The following is a 21,231-nucleotide window of genomic DNA, read 5'->3' as shown; positions in this document are numbered from 1 at the left end:
AAATGAAAATGAAAAAGGTATCAATTTTAGTAGCCATGGCGGCTTTATTTGCAGTTAGTTGTTCTGATGATGACGATGAGGTTATAATGGAAGAGGTGAAGGGAGATTACCAAAATGGAATTTTGATAAGTAATGAAGGTCCGTTTAACAATGGTACTGGAACTGTCACATATATATCAAATGATTCATTGCTTGTTAAAGAGACTATTTTTAAGGCAGAAAACAATGAAGATCTTGGCAACATTGTGCAATCAATAGCTTTTGATGAAGACATGGCATATATTGTAGTTAACAACTCACATAAAATTCATGTGGTCAACCGGTATACGTTTAAAAGTGAAGCGGTCATAGAAGACGGACTTTTAAATCCTAGGTACTTTACTGTGGCCAATGGTAAGGGGTACGTTACAAACTGGGGTGATACGGCCGATGAAACGGATGATTACGTAGCCATTATTGATTTAGAGTCCAATGTAGTTTTAAAATCCATTCCTACCGAGTTAGGACCAGAGGCAATTACTTCCAATGAAGATTTTGTATATGTTGCACATCAAGGGGCTTTTGGCCAGAACAATAAGGTTTCTATCATAGATGTCTCCACTGATGTGGTGTCAACTACGCTCATTGTTGGTGATTTTCCCAATTCTATGCAATGGGATAATGCTGGAAATTTATGGGTATTAAGTAGTGGAGCTCCAGCATATACTGGAGAAGAGACCAATGGCACACTTGTAAAAATTAACACGTCAGACAATACGTTGGCACAGATTTTAGATTTTGAAACTACAGAGCATCCTGGCGATTTAAGTGTGGAAAATAACACATTATATTTTGGCATGTCTAATGCGGTTTATTCATTTGATTCTGGATCAGAGGCATTGCCAACCGAGGCTCATATAACCAATGTCTCGTTTTATAGTATGACTGTTAATGATGGTAAGCTTTATGGTACAGATGCAAAAGACTATGCTAGTAAAGGAGACTTATATATTTATGATTTAAGTACTAAGGAGTTAATCAGCACCATTGCTGTAGGAATCATTCCAGGAGGTATATATTTTAATTAAACTAAATGCTCAAAGTCTGCTCTTTCATGCCCGCTGTTACGCAAATGCTCTATGATATGGGGCTGCAAGAGCATTTATATGGCATAACGTTTGAATGTCCGCTACAAGCACTAAAGGAGAAAAAGCCCGTAGTACGATGTATATTGGAAGGTAAAAACTATTCCAGTAAAGAGATAGACGTGTTTTTTTCCGAAAGTAAAAAAGAAGGAAAGAAACTCTATTACGTAGATGAAAAAGCACTGGCGGATATTGCTCCCGATGTAATCTTTACACAAGATATGTGCGATGTTTGCCAGATTGATACGGAATGTACCGCCGCGGCCGTTGCAAACCTAGAAAAGCAACCGGAGCTTATTTCAATAAGTCCATCTAGTTTTGACGACGTCTTTGAAAATGCCATTACCATTGCCAAGGCATTGAATAAGGAAGAGGTGGCCTATACGTATTTGTCAAAGTTAAATGAACGAATAGATTATGTGGTAGACCAACTAAGGGCAGCTAAAGTGCGTACAAAAAGAGTGTTGTTGTTGGAGTGGATAGAACCAATTTATAATTGTGGCCATTGGATTCCGCACCAAATAGGTTTTGCCGGTGGGGTGGATATGCTTTCTAATCCATCTGGGAACAGTGGAGTTCTTTCTTGGGACAAGGTAAAGTTGTATGACCCTGAAGTAATGGTCATAGCTCCTTGCGGTTTTAATATGAACAGAACATTAAAGGAAATGTACTTGTTACTATTAAAAGAAGGTTGGACTTCACTGGAAGCTGTACAGAAACAACAAGTTTATATTGCGGATTTTGATTTGTTTACGCAATCTTCTGCAGCCACCTTGGTAGATGGAGTAGAGCTGTTGGCGGGATTGTTTCATCCGGAAGCAATTTCTATTCCCTCGCATTTAAAACGTAAGTATCAAAAGTTTTATGAGTACTGAAGCTATAATAGATTATTAAATAAAAAAACGGCCTGTATTCAACAGGTCGTTTTTTAGTTTTAAGTTATATCAGGTTACCAGATTATAGGTGGGTCGGTAACGTACATATTATCCTTTAAAGGTGTAAACATTTTAGAATTGGTCATGGTTTCAATAGGGAATTCTACTTTCTGCACACCTTTTGCAGATGAACCGGTTATAAGTTCTATGGCTTTGGCCAAAAACGGCTCTTGCAAATCACCTAGAACCCCTAAATTGCTAAGGTCTTCTAGTAGCTCAACCTGAGGAGCGAGTCCGCTAGTGAATTCGGAAAAACCTTCCGCATTTTCATTTCTTCCCAGTAAAGGCTGAATGGCCCAATTATTTTTCTTATTTATTTTTCCTACTCGTTCCGGACTATAGATGTAGTTATTGTCCCTATCATCTACCATGGTTACACTGAATTCATTTTTTCCGCGAGTAGTACCCCCAATTTGAATAACATCCATGTAGGGGTCAAGTCCGTTAATAACTAGTTCACTTGCCGAGGCGGTTCCACTAGTGGTCAAAATATAGACCTTATCTAAGTTTAAGGTGTTGATAGCTGTTCCTTTTCCTGTTTTTTCTGTAAAAAACTGTCTCAGTTCGGTATCATTGTTATCTAATATTTTTTGATACTTTTCGTTGTAAAGAGCCTTTAGAAAAACATCTTTGGAATTGGTGCCGTATATCATGCTAGACAAAAGAACGGCAGTATTTACTGATCCGCCAGGGTTATACCTAAGGTCTAGTACAAGGTCTGTAACGTTACTTGCTTTAAAGCGCCCAAATACCCTATTAAGCTCTTCGTCATATTCATTGGTAAAACCTGTATAGACCAAATAGCCAATTTTCTTATCCTGTATCTCTATAATCTCATCTAGAAGAATAGGGTCTTCCATAAGGCCCACTTCTTTGGTTAATTGTATATCCGTACCATTAGGTTCTGCATTTTCCCCTACAATATCGGCCATATTTAAGGTGTAGGTATCACTATCGCCAAAAAGAAGTGCTATATAGTTTTGGTCGGTAAGGGTAGTACCATTAACACCTGTAAAAAGGTCTCCTCTTTGAATGTTTTTTGTGGAAGCATTAGAGTTGGGTACAATGTATTGAACATAGCCATAAAGCTCACTACTGTTCTTGTTCTGTCTGGCAAGACCGAACATAAGGCCGTTGCTTTTGGAAATTCCCGCAAGAGATTGGGTAAGCTCTACATAATCATCCGAAAAGAAACTAAAGCGGTCTTTGGAAGACAGTAGCTTGTTGTCAAAAAACTTTCCAGGGTCAGATTCAGAAGCTAGAAATGCAGTGTAAGCTTCGGAACCCTCTGGAGTATTAGGAAACTTGGTGTCTGAAAGGTTCTCAACATCAGTTTGCCAGAAATACCAGAAATTCATGGCTTTCCACATAAAATCCTGTACTTCCACTCCTGCATCCGGATTCGGGTCTACTGTGTCAGGAATGGAGAAATCATCACTTTTAGTACAAGAGAAAAATAGAAAAAGCGAAAGGAACAATCCTGTTGTTATACTTTTTTTCATAGCCGCTGATATAAGTTACTCGGGGAAGTTTTAAAGAACACCGTGAATAGAATATCACAACGTAAAAATTATAATCTTATTTTTTAATTTTTCCTTTTTAACGGTTTAAGTAAACCATCCATAACCATTGCGTTCGTTGTCAAAGAGAAAACCCTAGAATTTGAAAAGGGTTTGGGAGCTAATGTAGCGTTCAAATTTTGTTTGGCCGTATTACCCGAAATTACTGATAAGGCCAATGCTAATAACGGCTCATCTTCTTCGCCAAGTACCCCCATATTTTCAAAATCCTCCCTTAATGGGTAATCAGGAATTAATCCACTTTCATAATCTGAAAACCCATCTGCATTTTCATTTTTACCAAATAAGGGTTGTAGCCCCCACTGGTTGTCAGGGTTGATAAAGTCTTCACGGTCTTCTGAATAGAAATAATTACTTTCACGATCGTCTACCATTGTATTTGAAAATTCGCTCTTACCTACGGTTACGTCTCCAATATGTACAACATCTACATATGGAGCCAGACCGTTCATAACAAGCTCACTGGCGGATGCCGTTCTGTCTGTAGCAATAACAAAGACCCTTTTTAGATTAAGGGTGTTGAGAGGCGTTTTTGAGTCATATGTTACATCCGTAAAATAATCCTCTCCATCTCCAGTTTCAAAAGTGGCCATAATTTTATCATTGTAACGGGCTTTTAAGAAAAGCTTATCCGTTTCTGTACCATATACCGCACTGGCAATTTGTATTGCGGAAGTTACTCTGCCACCACCATTGTATCTAAAATCTAAAATTAATTCTTGAACATTTTGTTCTTTTAGCGTACCAAAAACATCATTTAATTGGTCGTCATATGCGGCTAAAAAACCGTTGTACATTATGTAACCTATTTTTGTGCCGTTCTGCTCTATGATTTTACTCAAATGGATAGGGTTTTCCGCAAAATTCTCAATCTTGGTCAACGCTACCTCTTTACCATTTCCTATAAGGTCATCTTCAGACAAATCTGCCATATTTAAAGTATAACTCGTATTATCACTAAAAAGTAAATCTATATAGTTGCTAAGGGTAAGGGCTTGTCCGTTTACACCATTAAAGATCTCCCCTCTTGAAATATCTTTGCTAGCTGCATCTGAATCTGGTAAAATATAAGTGACAACACCGTATACATCAATCTCATTTTCTGCAAGATATAATTGAAATTCAAGACCGTTGCTACTAGAAATGCCTTGTAACGAATTTACTAGATCTTTATAATTTTCAACAGCACGACTGAATCTGTCTTGGGCGGCACTCTCGCCAACAGCGTCAACATGATCTTTACATAAATCGTTGTAAAAAAAGCGACTAGGGTCATCCTCAGAAGCTAAAAACGAAATATAATCAGGATCCGCCAAGTCTTCAAACTTGTTATCCGAGAGATTTGGAACTTCGGCTTGCCAGAAGTAAAAAGAATTCATGACCTGGTACATGAAATTTTGAGCAGGAAAATCAGATGTCGTCTTTACTTCTTCCGGTTCATCAGGAAAAATATTGTCGTCATTTTTACAACTAGCGAATAGAAGTCCAACAGATAGGAGCGATAAGAAATACTTTTTCATAGTTTTTTTATGAGGCTATAACTACCGAATCAATTACCGTTCCAAAAAATGAGTGATAATATAATGGGGGAGTTTAAATTAAAAGTTCTTAATTAGTATACGTAGATGATTAGTAAAAGGTTGTAGCCTTTACTTACAAAAATGAAATATAAAAAATATTTGTAACATAATTAAGAGTGGTTCGTCTTCATTGTGTAACGTCTTTTAAAGATGTTTAAATAACTATACCAATAGAATGCAACAGGCAGATTTTTTAAAAATTGTTGGTCCTTTTCAGGATAAGCTATTTCGTTTGGCAAAACGATTATTGGTGTCAAGGGAAGAAGCTGAAGATGCCACACAGGAAATTCTGCTGAAACTTTGGGCCAAAAGCAAGAATATGGGCCAATATAAGAATGTAGAAGCTTTTGCTATGACCATGACCAAAAACTTTTGTTTGGATCGCTTAAAATCCAAACAGGCCGGAAACCTGAAGTTGATGCATACCAACTATGTAGAAAAAGGTAGTTCGTTACAAAAACAAGTAGAAGCAAATGACAGTGTTTCATGGGTAGAAAAAATAATGGAAGATTTGCCGGAACAACAAAAAATGGTATTGCAGTTGCGAGATGTTGAGGAATATGACTATGAAGAGATTGCAAAAATGTTAGAAATGAAACCCACGGCGGTAAGAGTGGCCTTGTCCAGGGCAAGGAAGACCGTAAGGGAGAGATTAATTCAAAAACACAGCTATGGAATTGGATAGAATAGAAAAATTGCTGAAAAAATATTTTGAAGCAGAAACAACAGTGGCAGAAGAAAAAGAGCTACGAGCGTTTTTTTCTAAAGGAGAGGTGCCTGAAAACTTGGAGCAGTATATTCCGCTGTTCAGTTTTACGAGTGGAGCTAAAAAGGAACAACTTTCTAAAGAAATTGTTTTGGAACCTAAAACTACAGGAAGTAGCAGAAGTTTGTATAAATGGATGTCAATTGCTGCAGCGGTGGTACTTATGTTTGGGGTGTATTTGGGCAAAACCTATTATGATGAAAAAGAACTAGAGCAGCAACAGGCCCTTTACGCTTATAACGAAACCAAAAAGGCCTTGGATATGCTTAGCCAGAATATGGAGAGAGGCACGGAAAAAATGGGCTACCTAAACGAGTTTGTGGTAGCAAAACAAAAAATTTATAACAAGAAGTAAAATTAAAACCCGAAAAATGAAACAGATATTAATTGTACTAATGGTAGCAATGTTACCGGTCATAGGCTTTTCACAGTCCCTTTTTGATAAATATGAAGACCTAGATAAGGTAAGTGCGGTAGTAGTAAACCGTAGCATGTTTAATTTATTAAGTAAAATAGATGTTGAGGTAGATGACCCTGAGGCCAAAGATTTTATGGATATAGCCAAGAGTTTAAATAACCTAAAGGTCTTTATTACAGAAGACAAAGCTATTGCGAGCGATATGAAACTATCGGTAGATAAATACCTTAAATCAGCCAAGTTAGAAGAACTTATGCGCGTAAAGGATAAAGATGCCAACGTAAAATTTTACATCCGTAGTGGTAAAGACGATGACCATGTGAGCGAACTCTTGATGTTCGTAACCGGAATGAAATCTGACATAGATGTAAACGGAAGAAAATTTGAAACCGTATTGTTATCCTTAACCGGAGACATAGACTTGAACAAAATAGGTTCATTAACGAAAAAAATGAACTTGCCCGAAGAACTTAATGAGGCAGGTAAGAATAGATAATACAGAAATCATCATCAATCAATAATCAAAATCATTATTAATCTTAAAACGAACAGTCATGAAAAAATTAAGTGTAGTACTAGCATTGGCCCTTTTGCCATTCTTTGGAATTTCGCAGTCCATATTCGATAAGTATGATAATATGAAAAATGTGGGGTCAGTAACCGTGAATAAAAGTATGATAAGGTTAGCGGGTAATATTGCCGCTTTTGATAAGGAAGACCAAGACGCCCAAGATTTTGCGGATATTGCTCAAGGTCTGGATGGTATTAAAGTTTTTATTACCGAAGATGTTAGAATTTCGGAAGACATGGGCAAAACGGTAAAAAAGTATCTAAAATCTTCTAACCTTGAAGAACTCATGAAAGTGAGGGATAAAGATGCCACCGTAAAATTCTATATTAAGCAAGGTAGGGATGAAGATCATGTTAGTGAGCTTTTATTATTTGTGTCGGATATTAATAACGATGAACTTGATATGGGCAACAGAAGTTTTGAAAGTGTGTTGGTTTCCTTAACGGGAGATATAGATCTAAATAAGATTGGGGCGCTAACTAGAAAGATGGATTTACCTGAAGAGTTAAACGAAGTAGGAGGAAGGTAATACTGGAGTCCCGCATAAACTTTTGGTAAAACTTAATCCTTTAAAAAGAATTATATGAAAAGAATAAATATGATTGTGGCAGTACTGCTTCTGGGTCTACTTGGTGCTTGTAATTCTACACCTAGCCTACAGCAGTATTATGTAACAAATTCAGAGAACCCTAATTTCCTGACCTTAGACTTGCCCGCGGGTCTGTTAAATATCAAGGAAGCAGAATTGTCTCCTGAACAAAAAGAAAGCTTAGGTTCGTTAAAGAAACTAAATGTTCTTGCTTTTAAGAAAACAGAGGCCAACAAGGCAGATTTTCAGAAGGAGAAGGCTATTGTAAAATCTATACTAAACGCTGAAGGTTTTACTGAACTCATGAAAATGAATACAGATTTTGGCAAGGCTACCATTAAGTATTTGGGAGATGAAGATGCCATAGATGAGGTAGTGATTTATGGAGATAATGATGATAAGGGCTTTTTAGTGGTCCGGGTTTTAGGAAATAATATGAATCCGGCAAAAATGATTCAGTTTGTTCAAGCACTTGAAAAATCGGAATTAAAAGAAAGTGAACTATCTAATTTTGTGGATTTTATGAAATAAAGTACACCTCATATTATATTTTGAAAAAACAAACCAGTTCTTCTGGTTTGTTTTTTTTTTTGAATAAAATTTAAGTTTTAAGTGACCTTTTAAAATATTGGGTGTCTTACCTAGTATAACGTTAACCAGAAAACTATAAAAGATTATGGAACAAGCAGAAGTATGGATGAGCAAAGGAATTGACTTTGTTGTTGAATACGGTCCAAAAGTATTAGGAGCAATAGTAATTTACATTATTGGTTCATGGATTATCAAAAAAATAATGAATGTTCTTAGTAAAGGAATGGCTCGTAAGAGTTATGATGAATCTTTACAGAAGTTTTTATTGAGTTTGGTAAAATGGGCTCTTACAATTTTCTTGATTATAATGGTCATTTCAAAATTAGGAGTTGAAACAACTAGTTTTGCCGCCATTATTGCAGCAGCAGGTCTTGCTATTGGTCTTGCGTTACAAGGTTCTTTGTCCAATTTTGCGGGTGGCGTATTGCTTATCATATTTAAGCCTTATAAAATTGGCGATTTGGTAGAAGCACAAGGAGTTTTAGGTTCTGTAAAAGAAATTGAAATTTTTACCACAAAACTAGTAACACCCCAGAACAAATTGGCCATTATCCCTAATGGTGCCATGGCAAATGGAAATATCATAAACTATACTGCGGAAGGTAAAATGAGAGTAGATACTACTATTGGAGTAGGGTATGGAGAGGATATTAAAACAGCCAAGGAAGTTTTGCTTAACGTTCTTTTGGCAGACCCAAAGGTTTTAAAAGATCCTGCACCCTCTGTAAATGTTTCGGAATTGGCAGATAGCTCGATTAACTTTGCCGTACGTCCTTTCTGTAAGCCAGAAGACTATTGGGATGTATATTTTGGAACTTTAGAAAACTGTAAAATCGCACTGGATAAAGCTGGAATTGAAATTCCTTACCCACATCAAGTTGAGATTCAAAAGAAAGGATAATTTTTACATAAACACTAACCATTATCCCCCGAAGAAGGCCGCATTTGCGGCCTTTTTTTCGTTAGGGATATTTTTTATAATCCTTAAATACCAGTATAATTACTTGGTGTTATTACTTTTAATTCTTTTTTGATTGCATCCGAAACATCAAGTGTATCAATGAAATCTGCAATTGAATTCTGGTCTATTTTAGCATTGGTACGGGTTAACCCTTTTAAAGCTTCGTATGGGTTAGGGTAACCTTCTCTTCGTAAAATGGTTTGGATAGCTTCGGCAACTACCGCCCAGTTATTTTCAAGGTCTTGTTCAAACTTATCTTTGTTCAATAAAAGCTTGTTCAATCCTTTCAAAGTAGATTGAAAAGCAATAACTGTATGTGCAAATGGCATACCGGCATTTCTAAGTACGGTGCTGTCCGTAAGGTCGCGCTGTAATCTTGAAACAGGCAATTTGGCGGATAAGTGTTCAAACAGCGCATTGGCGATACCTATGTTACCTTCTGAATTTTCAAAATCTATTGGGTTTACCTTATGTGGCATGGCAGAAGAGCCAACTTCTCCCTTTTTAATTTTTTGTTTGAAATAATCCATGGATACGTAAGTCCAAAAATCACGGTCCAAATCTAGAATAATGGTATTTATTCGTTTTAAAGTATCGAACAAGGCGGCCATGTGGTCATAATGCTCTATTTGTGTAGTAGGAAAAGAATGGTGAAGACCTAATTTCTCCTGAACGAATTTAGTTCCAAAAGCTTTCCAGTCAATAGATGGGTAGGCCACTTTGTGAGCGTTGTAATTACCCGTAGCTCCACCAAATTTAGCCGCACTGGGTATATCGTTCAATAGGTTGAACTGTTCTTTTAAACGAACCACGAAAACTTCAATTTCTTTTCCCAAGCGCGTAGGAGATGCGGGTTGGCCATGTGTTCTTGCCAGCATGGGTATTTCTGCCCATTCTGTTGCCAATTCTTGAATTTTGTTCAATAGCTTGGTGTACTCGGGTACATATACTTCGTTGGTAGCCTCTTTTATGGAAAGGGGAATTGCCGTATTGTTAATATCCTGGGAAGTAAGTCCAAAATGAATGAACTCTTTATGAGCGGAAAGTCCCAATTTGTCAAAAGCAGCTTTAATGAAGTACTCTACTGCTTTTACATCGTGATTGGTCGTTTTCTCAATATCTTTTATTTCCTGTGCATCTACGGTATCAAAATTCTGATAGATTTCTCTAAGTGCCCCAAATTTGGAATGGTCAAAATCGGCAAGCTGAGGTAGCGGAATTTCGCAAAGAGCTATGAAATATTCAATTTCAACACGTACTCTGTATTTTATAAGGGCTTCTTCCGAGAAAAACGGTGCCAATGGTTCAGTTTTACTTCTGTAGCGCCCATCTATAGGCGAAATAGCGTTCAAAGCGTTTAGCGACATAACGTTGTATAAGGTTGATTTTTGAAAAAAAGCAAAGATACCTTAAGATGGGTAGTTTTAAAAGGTTTTTAAGGTTCTTGTGGTAAAAAGTTGTACCTAAAAAGTTAATAACTCGGTTTTTAGGGCTAATGCTTCTTGAGTTTGGCCAAAGCATGTCTGGCTCTGGCTTTGTATGCGGCACTTCCATCTGCATAACTTTGCTCTAGGACCATTTTTAGTTCGGGGTGTATCCATGGGAATTTGTGCCCTAATAAATAGAGGGAAGTGATTGAATACGCTTTGGCGGCTACTTTGTAATCTCCTATCAGCCAATCAAAACAGGCAGTGGTTATTTGTTCTAGTTGGTCTTCCGTCAATACTTGCTGCAGTTCATTCTTTTCCTTTGAGAAATAAGCCATGGTCAGGAATTCGCAAATCTTGGCAACTGGTCTAATGGCAGAATCAAAACGCACTCTGCTTAAATTAGCGGTGAAAACATCTAGATGTGGGTAAATAAAAGATAGGTTTTCTTTTGCTGTAAACTCCAGTACCCAGCATGCTCTATTGGAAAGAGGGTCATCAACAGTAAAGGCAATTTGTAAAAGGGCATCCACCAATTGTGGGTTTTTACTAATAAGATTGGCCATTTCTGCTCGTTTTTCACGTGAGTGATTCACATAGTCCAGTGCTTTGTATAGTTCCTCTTGTGTCATTATAGCTTTATTTTAAGCCTGCTTCAGGAGTTCGTTAACCAAATTTGGGACACCTTCTACGGCTGTTTTTGCAATAACGGTCAGGTTGTTATAATGGTTTTTGGAAACGTTAGGGTTGGGGTCTATAAAATATATGGGCACGTTTTCCTGAGCGTAATCAATTAAGCTTGCAGCAGGATAGACTTGCATAGAGGTACCTATAATTATGACAATATCCGCGTTTTGAGTAGCAAAAGCGGCCTGTTCCAGAAGAGGTACCGCTTCTCCGAACCAAACAATATGCGGTCGTAACTGATAGCCTTTTTCACATAGGTCGCCTAAATTTAAATCGGCCTTCCAAGGAAGTACCGTGTTTTCGTTTCCTGTGCTTCTTGCCTTTAGAAGTTCTCCGTGAATATGAATAAGATTGGTGCTGCCCGCCCTTTCATGAAGGTCGTCTACGTTCTGGGTAACAATGGTAACATCATACGAATTTTCTAACTTAAAAAGAGCCTTGTGTGCTTCATTGGGGAATACTTCGGGTAATTGTCTTCGCCTTTGATTATAGAAATTAAGTACTAGTTCTGGATTTTTGGCAAAGCCCTGGGGAGATGCCACCTCCATAACATCATGTCCTTCCCATAATCCACCGGCATCCCTAAACGTATTTATGCCGCTTTCCGCACTGATTCCGGCTCCTGTTAAAACGGTAATGTTTTTCTTCATCGTTATAAAAATAGAGTTTTTATTATATTCGATATATGGCAGATGAACAACTTCTTAAATATCTTGAGAATTTTATAACCGAAGAAAGGAAGCAAAGGTTTCTAGATGTATTAAAAGATCGTACAAAATTACTTACCGTAGCCATTGAAGATGTATACCAGATGCACAATACCAGTGCCGTAATCCGTAGTTGTGAAGTGTTCGGTATTCAAGAAGCGCATGTTATAGAGTCTAGGTTTGGTAAAAAATTGGACAGTGAAATAGCTATGGGAGCACAGAAATGGGTAGATGTACACCGTCATAAAAACACTAGAGACTGTATAGAAAAGCTTAAGAACGAGGGTTATAAAATCATTGCTACAACACCGCATAACGATTCTAATTTGCTAGAGGATTTTAAGATTGAAGGAAAAACGGCCCTGTTTTTCGGGACGGAGCGGAAAGGGCTTAGCCAGGAGGCAATTGATATGAGTGACGGGTTTTTAAAAATTCCTATGATGGGTTTTACGGAAAGCTTGAACATATCCGTTTCGGCAGCGATTATTTTACAGCACTTAACGGTGAAAATGCGTGCTACGGATTTGGAATGGGGTTTGACCGAAGAGGAAAAGGCCAAAAAACAGCTGGATTGGACCAAAAAATCTGTGCGGAGTATTGATGACGTCTTGAAGCGATACGAAGCCGAAATTAAAAAAGACGGTGCATAAGTTACTAGCTATATTTAAAAAGGAGAATTCAGATTTTTGATTTGTTTAAAATCACGGGAGTTTTTAGTATATTTCTGTAATAACCAACAAATCAATCTATTATGTATACATTACTTTATGTTGTAGTAAGTGTTGTCGTGTTAATTTTTGTATTATCACTAATTGCACCAAAAACCTATAATGTTTTTAGGACGGTGGAGGTGGCCAAGTCCAAACCAGAAGTTTTTCAATATTTGAAATCTTTAAAAAAAATGGATGAGTGGTCTCCATGGGCAAAAAAAGACCCGAATATGGAGAAGCGCTTTACCGGTACTGATGGCGAAGTAGGTTGTACCAGTTATTGGAACGGAAACAAAGAAGTAGGGGAAGGAGAACAGGAAATTAAAAATATTATAGATGGAGAACGCATAGAATCTGAACTTCGGTTTTTGAAACCCTTTAAATCTACCTCTGATTGTTATCTTCAGGTAGACGATGCGAGTAACGGAAATACTAAGGTAACTTGGGGCTTTTCAGGAAAGCATAAGTTTCCTATGAATATTATGATGCTCTTTATGAGCATGGATAAGGCCGTAGGAAAGGATTTTGAAGCAGGTTTGGCCAGTTTAAAGGAAAACTTGGAAAAGTAAATTTGATATAAAATAAAAAAGAGCCCTTTGTTTTAAAGGGCTCTTTTTATTGCGTTTATTCTCTTTTTATTCTTTCAGTTCCAAAAGAGCAATATCATAATCATTTTCTAAGATTACTTTACCGTTTGCAACCACTACTTCTGTTTCTGAATAGGTGTCGTAAAGTGTTGTGCCATCACCAAAGAAGCCTTTTACCCAAAGCGATTTTTTCCCTTTTGGTAAATCTAGCCCAACAACTACTTTGTCTTTGTAGTCACCGTCTACGTAGCTTCGGCTAAAAACATAAGGCGTCTTTCCCAGTCTTTTATGCCTTCCCGCGCCAACTGCCAAATGGTTTCTTCTAAAAGTACCCAGTTTTTTCCAGTGCTGTAGTATTTCTTGAGTCCTTGGTAAGCTATCAAGTTTGTCCCAATTCATAAAGGAGCGTAGTGTGGCGTCTCCTTGTACGGGGTTATCTTCGGAACCTTTAATGGTTAGATCTCGGGCCGTTTCATCTCCGTAATAGATTTGTGAGGCACCAGGCGTAAGCAACAGTATGTTTGCGGCTTTAAATGGGTTTGTTCTCTCGGCATCAAAAGGGTGACCATCATCATGAGAGGTTAGGTAGTTTACCACACTTTTCCCGGAAAGCTGCGAGTGCAGTATCTTACTATACTTGCGAAAAATAGATTCGTAGTCTTTTTTGGCATCTTCCTTTAGTTCAAAATTGATGAGACTTTTAAATCCATGGGCAAAATAATCTACTTTTTTATCGCCAAAATCATATTCCCTACCACCGGAAATACCATAATTGTACACTTCGCCCACCATGTAGAACGGCTGGTCATCAAGTACCTTATCAGGATGCATCTTTTTCCAATTTTCAAAGGCGTGGGAAGCTTCTTTATAAAGTTCGGACCATGCATTTTCGTTAACATGTTTTACCGTGTCTACTCTAAAACCATCTATTCCAAGATTGTTTACATAATCCGTAAGCCATTTTATGATATAGTATCTTGGAGCCCTTGGGTAACCGGTACGTTCAAAGAAAAGCTGAAGTTCATCTAGCTCCTGACTTAAACGTCCTTCTTCTTTCCATTTGGCCAATAGGGCATCAGGCAGTTCTACGGCTTCATTGGATTCCGTTTTAACGTCAGGTAAGTTAGCTACAAGAGTACACTCTACAGTAGTTTGGTAGGAACTGAAATCACAAGTAGGCTTAGTCCTAATCCATTCTTCAGGCCATGCTTCATCTATCTCCGTAACAGGTCCGGTGTGGTTCAGTACCACATCCATTAAAACTCTAATTCCGTTTTTATGGGCGGTTTTAACCATTATTTCCAAATCTTTTCGGGTCCCAAAATTAGGATCCAAAGCGGTCCAATCCTTTGCCCAATAGCCATGATAACCATAGGTACTTCCCGTACCTTCATCTGTATTACCGTGAATTTGTTCTATTACGGGCGTAAACCAAATGGCGTTGATACCTAAGTCTGAGAAATAACCGTCCTCTATTTTTTGGGTGATACCTTGAATATCTCCACCCATAAAACCTCTTAAAGGCCCGGTGGGTTGAGATCTTTCAAAATTTACATCGTTTTCAGGGTTGCCATTATTGAATCTATCCGTTAGTAGAAAGTAAATATTGGCTGCATCCCATATAAAGGGCAGTTTTTTTTTGGGTTCGATAGTTTTAGAAACAGTATCGGTTTTAATTGATACTTCTTCTATAAGATCCTTTCGCTTTTCTTTGCAGGCGATAAGAAGGGAGAAAATAACAACCGCAGAGAGCAGTCTTTTCATAAGTAGTCTATTTTCCCTAAAGCTATAAAATGCTGTGGAAAATAGAAAATTTATTTTTTACGATTTAATACTTTAAAATCTTCGTAACAACTGCTTATAGCATCTAGAATTTGCAGGTCATTGGCAGTTCTTATAAAGGACTTGGAGTAATTACAATTGTTTAGAATATCTTGAATGTCCAGTTTCTCTATCTGAAGTAGTTCCGTTAAGACTTCACGGTCAAACTTTGAAGCCAAGAGATCTCGTATCTGATCATCTTCTTTTATTTTGCGTAGCTTTTTCATCTGGTTGGGCTGTTTTCCAAAGAGATTGCGCAATAAATCTGCGGGATTTAAAATGGCGCCCAACACTTTGGTAACGGCGCTTGGGTTTTTATTACCGCCTTCATAACCTACAGAAAGTCCTGAAATACTATATTGGTACGCATTATTTATAGGAGCGTTCTTAACGTCTATTTCAAGATAGCCGGTGAGTTGATACGGTTTAACGATCACCTCTTCTAATGCATATGCCAGTTCCGTTAAGGCAATTTTAGTGTCCTTGAATTTAAACATGTCATTGGTAACCCTGATTTTTTGTGATTTGAAACCTAAAAAAGAAAAATAAAGAATATCGTCTACCGATGCCGAAATTGTAAATTCCCCATCTTCTTTAGTAATTGTTCCTTTTACCTTGTTCAAGTTTATAACATGAACATCACCCATAACCGCATCGGTTTGGGCATTAACAACTATGGCTTTTATTTCTTTTTCTTCTAAAACTTCTTCCTCTTGAGCAAATGAAAAGGTTGAGATAAATAGTAGAATAATTATTAAGAGTGGTTTCATTACTTTAAGCATACAGGTTTAAAAGTACTAAACAAAACAAAAAAATACGCCGAAGCGTATTTTTTAATATACAATTAACTTTAAAAATAGTTTCTTGAGGTCTAGAAGAAATCGCTTCTACTTTTTGAGCTTCTTCTTTTTCCGGAATGACTTGGCTTTCCTTTAGAAGAGTTTCTGCTTCTTGAACGGCCACCACGATCGTTGTCGCGATCTCTTTTTCTGCCACCGCCGCTTCTGCTTCTGCCACGACCACCGCCGCCACTTCCGCCAGGGTTTTTGGATACTTCTACGTTTATAAACCTGCCTTCAAGTTTAAAGTCTGTGAAAAACGAAAGAATTTTATCTGTATGTTCGGCTTCGGTATTAAAGAATGAAAAAGAATCTTTAGTATCAACCTTGTAAACATCCTCTTTGCCTAAATCCAATGTGTCGCGCAAGAAATCTTTTAAGGACATCCAATCGTAACCATCTTTTTCTCCAACGTTTATGAAGTAACGTACAGAACCGTTTGAAGGTACGTGTGCGTTTCTTTCTCCTCTATCTCTGTCGCGACCACGGTCATCAGAGGTGTTCATGTCTTTCGTCTTATTGTAATAATTCGAAAAACGTGTAAACTCTACGGATACTATTTTTTTAATAAGCTCATCTCTGTCCAGACCTACTAGTACATCGTTAATGGCAGGAAGATAGTTTTCTACATCTGCATTAATTTCTGTTTCTTTGATTTTGTTGGCCAAGTGATATAGTTGAATCTCACAGATTTCTATTCCGGTCGGAATTTTCTTGGAGATAAAATCTTGCTGTATCTTTTTCTCTATAGCGTGAATCTTACGCATCTCACTTCTGGTAACGATAACCATTGAAATACCTGATTTCCCAGCTCTACCGGTACGACCGCTACGGTGGGTGTAGGTTTCAATTTCATCTGGAAGCTGGTAATTGATAACATGCGTAATGTCATCAACATCAATACCACGTGCCGCTACATCTGTAGCAACAAGCATTTGTATTTGTTTTTTACGGAAAGAGTTCATTACCAAATCTCTCTGGTTTTGACTTAAATCTCCATGTAAAGCACCTGCGTTATAACCGTCTTCAATTAGCTTTTCAGCTACACGTTGAGTGTCTCTTTTTGTTCTACAGAAAACTACCGAGAAAATATCAGGGTTGGCATCTGCAAGTCTTTTAAGTGCTGGGTATCTATCTCTACCCCCAACTACATAATACTCATGCTGTACGTTTGAAGTACCAGCATTTTTAGCTCCCACGGTAATTTCCATAGGGCTGTGCATGAACTTTTTAGCTATGGTAGCTACTTCTCTTGGCATAGTAGCCGAAAACAACCACGTAGATTTGTCTTTGGGAGTATTTGAAAGGATATCCTTTATATCTTCAAAGAAGCCCATGTTAAGCATTTCATCTGCTTCATCTAGAACGCAGTAGTCTATTTTGCTTATATCTACCAGGCCACGGCTGATCATATCTTTCATTCGCCCAGGAGTTGCTACAACTATCTGTGCGCCACGTTTGATCTGTCTTGCTTGTTCCGTAATACTTGCTCCTCCGTAAATGGCAACGGTATTGAGGCCTTTTACATATTTGGAATAAGCTTGCATCTCATTTGTAATCTGCAAACAAAGTTCACGGGTAGGAGAGAGTACCAAACCTTGGGTAGTTCTGCTGTTGTTATCTATTTTCTGAATTAACGGAAAACCAAAAGCAGCAGTTTTACCGGTTCCTGTTTGCGCTAGTGCAACTAGGTCGGTTTCACTTTCCAATAAAATAGGGATTGCTTTTTCTTGTACTTCAGATGGGCTTTCGAATCCCATATCCTTGACAGCGTCCAATATGGACTTGTCTAGCCCTAAGGCTTCAAATTTTGTCATAAAAAAGGTATACTTAATCGCTAATAGGTGTGTTGCATAGAGCGATTATCGTGTATAACCTTAGTACTCAGAGCAACACCTGCCATACCGGCGGCGTTAAAATTAAGGCGCAAAGGTACGTTTTATTATTGAAATAGCCGTTATTGGAGGAAATCTATTAATTTTCTCATGGCTCGGCCCCTGTGGCTAATGGCGTTTTTGGTTTCCAAAGGAAGTTCTGCAAAGGTCTCATTATAACCATTGGGAAGGAAAATAGGGTCGTACCCAAAACCTTTATCGCCTTTTTTTGCTTCTGTTATTTCTCCTTCTACGATACCGCTAAACTCATATTTTTCATTATCGATGTTCAGAGCTATAACGGTCTTAAAGTGTGCAGCGCGATTATTTTTGCTTTTTAGATTCTCTAAAAGCTTATTCATGTTGTCATCGGAATTTTTATCTGTGCCGGCGTATCTGGCGGAATAAACGCCTGGAGCACCATTTAATGCATCTACCAAGAGTCCTGTGTCGTCGGCAAAGCATGCAAGGCCGTAGTTTTTGGTAACGTAGTCTGCTTTTATATGGGCGTTTTCTTCCAAAGTAGCCCCTGTTTCCGGAATATCGTCAAAGCAACCAATGTCCGTTAAGGAAACCAATTCTATATGTGGAGGTACGATTTTTTTAACTTCTTCAAGTTTATTTTTGTTATGCGTAGCGAAAACAAGTTTCATATAGACCAATTTTAAGATTGTTTTTCCTTGGATGCATTTACCGATCTCAAAAGTAGTAATTTTGATATGCTATAAATATTTCTTTCTATGGAATTGAAGATACCTCCAGCAGTTGTTTTCTTGATTTTTGCAGGTCTTATGTATTTGCTTGCTACTTTTTTGCCTTTTGGTTATTTTGATTTTTTTGGTAGGTATTATTTGATTTATGGCTTATTAGTGTTTGCCGGGCTTGTAGCTGGTGTTGCGCTTTTTCAGTTTCTTCGCCAGCGAACCACTATAGACCCGACCAAACCTTCTAAAGCAAGTAAATTGGTTTATGGAGGAATTTTTGCCTATTCTAGAAACCCTATGTATTTGGCATTGCTCATATTGTTACTGGCTTTGGGCATTTGGTTAGGGAATGCCTTTAATACGTTATTGGCTGCCGGTTTTGTGGCGTATATGAACAGGTTTCAGATTATTCCTGAAGAAATGGCTCTTTTGGAGCTTTTTGGAAAGGAGTACAAGCAGTACTGTCTAAATGTGCGAAGATGGTTTTGATTATAAGCATTTTGACTTATAAATAAAAATATTAGCGTTTTAGCTTATATTTTAATATATTAGCGTTTTAGCTTATATTATTTATGGTAGCAATAATAACAGGAGATATTATTAATTCCGAGGGTTACAACTCATCGGAGTGGTTGGGCATTCTTAAGGATTACTTATCCAAACTAGGTAAATCGCCAGTAGATTGGGAGGTTTACAGAGGAGATGAGTTTCAGTTAAAAATAGCAAAGGAAGATGCTTTGCAAGCGGCAATATATATCAAGGCTTTAATGAAGACCGTAAAAGGGCTAGATGTCCGTATGGGTATTGGTTTGGGTAATGAAACGTTTAAGGGGGTGGGGGTTAGTGAGTCTAACGGTCCGGCTTATCATAGATCCGGTAGAACTTTTGAATCACTAAAAGAGGATAAGCTTAATTTAACCATAGCTACGGGCAATGGCTTTTTTGATGACACCTTAAATCTTATGCTTAAGTTGGCCCTGCACTTTATGGATGATTGGAGCACCGTATCGGCAGAAATAATTGTATTGGCGCTAGACAATCCCAATGCTTCACAACGGGAAATCGCCGAAAGGCTTAATATTAAACAATCTGCGGTAAGTCAACGTCAAAAAAGAGCACGTCTAGATTTGGTTCTGGAGTTGCTTGGGTACTATTCAAAAACTTTAAAAGATTTAGGTTAGATGGTTCTGTTTACAAAACTTTTATTGGCACATTTAATAGGTGATTTTTTGCTGCAACCCAACCGTTGGGTAGTTCATAAGGAAGCTAATAAGGAGAAGTCTAAATACTTATACGCACACGTCCTGCTTCACTTTGCCTTGACCATGCTTTTGGTCTGGGATTTAAATTTTTGGAAAATAGCATTGGTTATTATGGTTTCGCATTATGTTATCGATTTGCTAAAACTATACTTAACTCCAAAATTCCGTCTCAAGAGCATTCCTTTTTTCATAGATCAGATACTGCATGTGGCCGTACTGTACTGCTGTGTATACTATGGAAACCTAACAGAGCATACGGTAGCTCTTTTTCAAGGTTTGGATTGGCCGTTGGTAACCGCTCTTGTATTTGTTAGTTCTCCTGCTGCGATTATTATGGGGAAGTTGTTGGAAGCCATGTCCGATAAAATTGAACTGGATCATAAATCTTTGCCCAATGCCGGAAAGTATATTGGAATAATAGAAAGGTTATTTGTTCTTATGTTCATTATTATGGGCAGATGGGAGGCTATAGGGCTTTTGATAGGGGCAAAGTCTGTTTTTCGCTTTAACGATTTAAAGGAAAGCAACAACAGGAAACTTACGGAATATATTTTAATAGGAACATTGCTAAGTTTTGGACTTGCTGTAATTACAGGGATTATCTATGTTAATGTATAAGCGTACACTTCGTATTTTTCTTTTGGTGATGCCGTTCATGTTCGTTACCAAATTATCGGCTCAGACCCAATTTTTCAATTCGTTTGATGATACAAAAATAGCCTATACGGATGAAGGTAAAGGAGATGTTGTGTTGTTGGTTCACGGGTTCATAAATACCAAGGAATCGTGGGAAGATACAAGTTTAAAGGCTGACCTATTGGCCGAAGGTTTTAGGGTGGTTGCGCTTGATTTAAGGGGTAACGGAGAATCGGACAAACCGCAAACGGAAGATGCATATAGCTTAGATTCAGAAATCATGGATATTATGTTTCTCATGCAGCACCTTAGGCTTAAAAAATATATGGCCGTTGGGTATTCTAGAGGGAGTATTGTGCTTGCCAAACTCTTGTTGAAGGATAAACGGGTAAAAAAAGCGGTATTGGGCGGTATGGGAATAGATTTCACCCATTACCGGTGGCCCCGAAAAATAAAGTTTATGCAGGCATTTAACGGCAGGGTAACGGAAGAGACCCAAGAAGCGGTAGATTATGCTAAATCCGTAAATGCGGATTTTAGGAGTCTGTACTTGCAACAGCGTTTTCAGCCGTATACAAGAAAAAGTCATTTAAGTTATGTGCAGGCCAAAGTTTTGGTCATAGCGGGTAATGAAGATTTGGACAATGGCAGTCCGGAGGAATTACATCAAGCTATTCCCAAAAGCGAATTTGTAATTGTGGACGGAGACCATAACGGAACATATAAAACTCCTGCTTTTTCAAAGGCGATACTCTCTTTTCTAGATTAGCACAGTACGTTTTATCATTCTTATTAAAATGAAAATCCCTATCAAAAAGAACTAGATTAGTTATAAGGATAACTTTTAGCAACATTAGTCCAA

23 protein-coding genes are annotated in these 21,231 nt (G+C 37.8%); 14 read left to right on the top strand and 9 right to left on the bottom strand.

Annotated elements, in window-relative coordinates:
• Positions 1-8: 8 nt before the first annotated feature.
• A complete protein-coding gene (locus Q4597_RS09100; RefSeq protein WP_303405958.1) occupies positions 9-1,067 on the top strand; it encodes a YncE family protein in 1,059 nt (352 codons plus the stop codon).
• Between the two features lie 5 nt (positions 1,068-1,072).
• Positions 1,073-1,999: an ABC transporter substrate-binding protein gene (locus tag Q4597_RS09095; protein ID WP_303405957.1), complete on the top strand. Its 927-nt coding sequence runs from the start codon at positions 1,073-1,075 to the stop codon at positions 1,997-1,999.
• A gap of 74 nt (positions 2,000-2,073) precedes the next feature.
• Here Q4597_RS09095 and Q4597_RS09090 read toward each other — a convergent pair whose 3' ends face one another.
• Both Q4597_RS09090 and Q4597_RS09085 read right to left on the bottom strand, forming a co-directional pair.
• Complete coding sequence (locus Q4597_RS09090; protein ID WP_303405956.1) at positions 2,074-3,561, bottom strand: S41 family peptidase; 1,488 nt, start codon at positions 3,559-3,561, stop codon at positions 2,074-2,076.
• Positions 3,562-3,644: 83 nt separating this feature from the next.
• Positions 3,645-5,159, bottom strand: coding sequence for a S41 family peptidase (locus Q4597_RS09085; RefSeq protein ID WP_303405955.1), 1,515 nt, complete (start codon positions 5,157-5,159; stop codon positions 3,645-3,647).
• A 235-nt stretch (positions 5,160-5,394) separates the two neighbouring features.
• Here Q4597_RS09085 and Q4597_RS09080 point away from each other — a divergent pair, with 235 nt between their 5' ends.
• The 6 genes from Q4597_RS09080 to Q4597_RS09055 all read left to right on the top strand — a co-directional run bounded on the left by Q4597_RS09080 (position 5,395) and on the right by Q4597_RS09055 (position 9,055).
• Positions 5,395-5,904: an RNA polymerase sigma factor gene (locus Q4597_RS09080; RefSeq protein WP_303405954.1), complete on the top strand. Its 510-nt coding sequence runs from the start codon at positions 5,395-5,397 to the stop codon at positions 5,902-5,904.
• Complete coding sequence (locus Q4597_RS09075; RefSeq protein ID WP_303405953.1) at positions 5,891-6,340, top strand: hypothetical protein; 450 nt, start codon at positions 5,891-5,893, stop codon at positions 6,338-6,340. The genes Q4597_RS09080 and Q4597_RS09075 overlap by 14 nt, the downstream gene beginning before the upstream one ends.
• A 16-nt stretch (positions 6,341-6,356) precedes the next feature.
• On the top strand, positions 6,357-6,899 hold the full coding sequence (locus Q4597_RS09070) for a DUF4252 domain-containing protein (RefSeq protein WP_303405952.1): 543 nt from the start codon (positions 6,357-6,359) through the stop codon (positions 6,897-6,899).
• 58 nt (positions 6,900-6,957) lie between these two features.
• Positions 6,958-7,503, top strand: a complete 546-nt coding sequence (locus Q4597_RS09065) for a DUF4252 domain-containing protein (protein ID WP_215438987.1) — start codon at positions 6,958-6,960, stop codon at positions 7,501-7,503.
• Between the two features lie 54 nt (positions 7,504-7,557).
• On the top strand, positions 7,558-8,094 hold the full coding sequence (locus tag Q4597_RS09060) for a DUF4252 domain-containing protein (RefSeq protein WP_215438988.1): 537 nt from the start codon (positions 7,558-7,560) through the stop codon (positions 8,092-8,094).
• Between the two features lie 145 nt (positions 8,095-8,239).
• Positions 8,240-9,055, top strand: coding sequence for a mechanosensitive ion channel family protein (locus Q4597_RS09055; RefSeq protein ID WP_303405951.1), 816 nt, complete (start codon positions 8,240-8,242; stop codon positions 9,053-9,055).
• A gap of 83 nt (positions 9,056-9,138) precedes the next feature.
• Here Q4597_RS09055 and purB read toward each other — a convergent pair whose 3' ends face one another.
• The 3 genes from purB to Q4597_RS09040 form a co-directional block, all read right to left on the bottom strand.
• A complete protein-coding gene (gene purB / locus Q4597_RS09050; RefSeq protein WP_215438990.1) occupies positions 9,139-10,482 on the bottom strand; it encodes an adenylosuccinate lyase in 1,344 nt (447 codons plus the stop codon).
• A gap of 125 nt (positions 10,483-10,607) precedes the next feature.
• Complete coding sequence (locus tag Q4597_RS09045) at positions 10,608-11,174, bottom strand: adenylosuccinate lyase (protein WP_303405950.1); 567 nt, start codon at positions 11,172-11,174, stop codon at positions 10,608-10,610.
• Positions 11,175-11,186: 12 nt separating this feature from the next.
• Entirely contained in the window at positions 11,187-11,879 is a 693-nt protein-coding gene (locus tag Q4597_RS09040) for an NAD-dependent deacylase (protein ID WP_303405949.1), read from the bottom strand.
• Between the two features lie 35 nt (positions 11,880-11,914).
• On the opposite strand from Q4597_RS09040, the gene Q4597_RS09035 reads away from it, so the two are divergent.
• The gene (locus Q4597_RS09035) at positions 11,915-12,586 is read left to right on the top strand and encodes an RNA methyltransferase (protein WP_303405948.1); all 672 of its coding nucleotides are present in this window, start codon (positions 11,915-11,917) and stop codon (positions 12,584-12,586) included.
• A gap of 101 nt (positions 12,587-12,687) precedes the next feature.
• Positions 12,688-13,215, top strand: a complete 528-nt coding sequence (locus Q4597_RS09030; protein WP_215438994.1) for an SRPBCC family protein — start codon at positions 12,688-12,690, stop codon at positions 13,213-13,215.
• Positions 13,216-13,281: 66 nt separating this feature from the next.
• Here Q4597_RS09030 and Q4597_RS09025 read toward each other — a convergent pair whose 3' ends face one another.
• The 4 genes from Q4597_RS09025 to Q4597_RS09010 all read right to left on the bottom strand — a co-directional run bounded on the left by Q4597_RS09025 (position 13,282) and on the right by Q4597_RS09010 (position 18,420).
• The gene (locus tag Q4597_RS09025) at positions 13,282-14,997 is read right to left on the bottom strand and encodes an alpha-amylase family glycosyl hydrolase (protein WP_303405947.1); all 1,716 of its coding nucleotides are present in this window, start codon (positions 14,995-14,997) and stop codon (positions 13,282-13,284) included.
• Positions 14,998-15,047: 50 nt separating this feature from the next.
• Positions 15,048-15,824, bottom strand: coding sequence for a carboxypeptidase-like regulatory domain-containing protein (locus tag Q4597_RS09020; protein ID WP_215438996.1), 777 nt, complete (start codon positions 15,822-15,824; stop codon positions 15,048-15,050).
• Positions 15,825-15,925: 101 nt separating this feature from the next.
• Entirely contained in the window at positions 15,926-17,710 is a 1,785-nt protein-coding gene (locus Q4597_RS09015; RefSeq protein ID WP_303405946.1) for a DEAD/DEAH box helicase, read from the bottom strand.
• 140 nt (positions 17,711-17,850) lie between these two features.
• Positions 17,851-18,420, bottom strand: coding sequence for a non-canonical purine NTP diphosphatase (locus Q4597_RS09010; protein ID WP_303405945.1), 570 nt, complete (start codon positions 18,418-18,420; stop codon positions 17,851-17,853).
• Positions 18,421-18,507: 87 nt separating this feature from the next.
• Between Q4597_RS09010 and Q4597_RS09005 the strand changes: the two genes are divergently transcribed.
• From Q4597_RS09005 to Q4597_RS08990, 4 genes are all read left to right on the top strand, one after another.
• Positions 18,508-18,960, top strand: coding sequence for an isoprenylcysteine carboxylmethyltransferase family protein (locus Q4597_RS09005; RefSeq protein ID WP_303405944.1), 453 nt, complete (start codon positions 18,508-18,510; stop codon positions 18,958-18,960).
• Between the two features lie 83 nt (positions 18,961-19,043).
• Entirely contained in the window at positions 19,044-19,652 is a 609-nt protein-coding gene (locus Q4597_RS09000) for a SatD family protein (protein ID WP_215439000.1), read from the top strand.
• Positions 19,653-20,351: a DUF3307 domain-containing protein gene (locus Q4597_RS08995; protein ID WP_303405943.1), complete on the top strand. Its 699-nt coding sequence runs from the start codon at positions 19,653-19,655 to the stop codon at positions 20,349-20,351. It begins immediately after the preceding gene.
• Positions 20,338-21,138, top strand: a complete 801-nt coding sequence (locus Q4597_RS08990) for an alpha/beta fold hydrolase (protein ID WP_303405942.1) — start codon at positions 20,338-20,340, stop codon at positions 21,136-21,138. The genes Q4597_RS08995 and Q4597_RS08990 overlap by 14 nt, the downstream gene beginning before the upstream one ends.
• Positions 21,139-21,231: the final 93 nt, after the last annotated feature.

It is taken from the genome of Zobellia sp. 1_MG-2023 (assembly GCF_030549125.1).
In the GTDB taxonomy this organism is placed as follows: Bacteria; Bacteroidota; Bacteroidia; order Flavobacteriales; family Flavobacteriaceae; genus Zobellia; species Zobellia russellii.
Note: the sequence above shows the minus strand (reverse complement) of the source record. Positions and strands in the feature narration are given on the sequence as shown.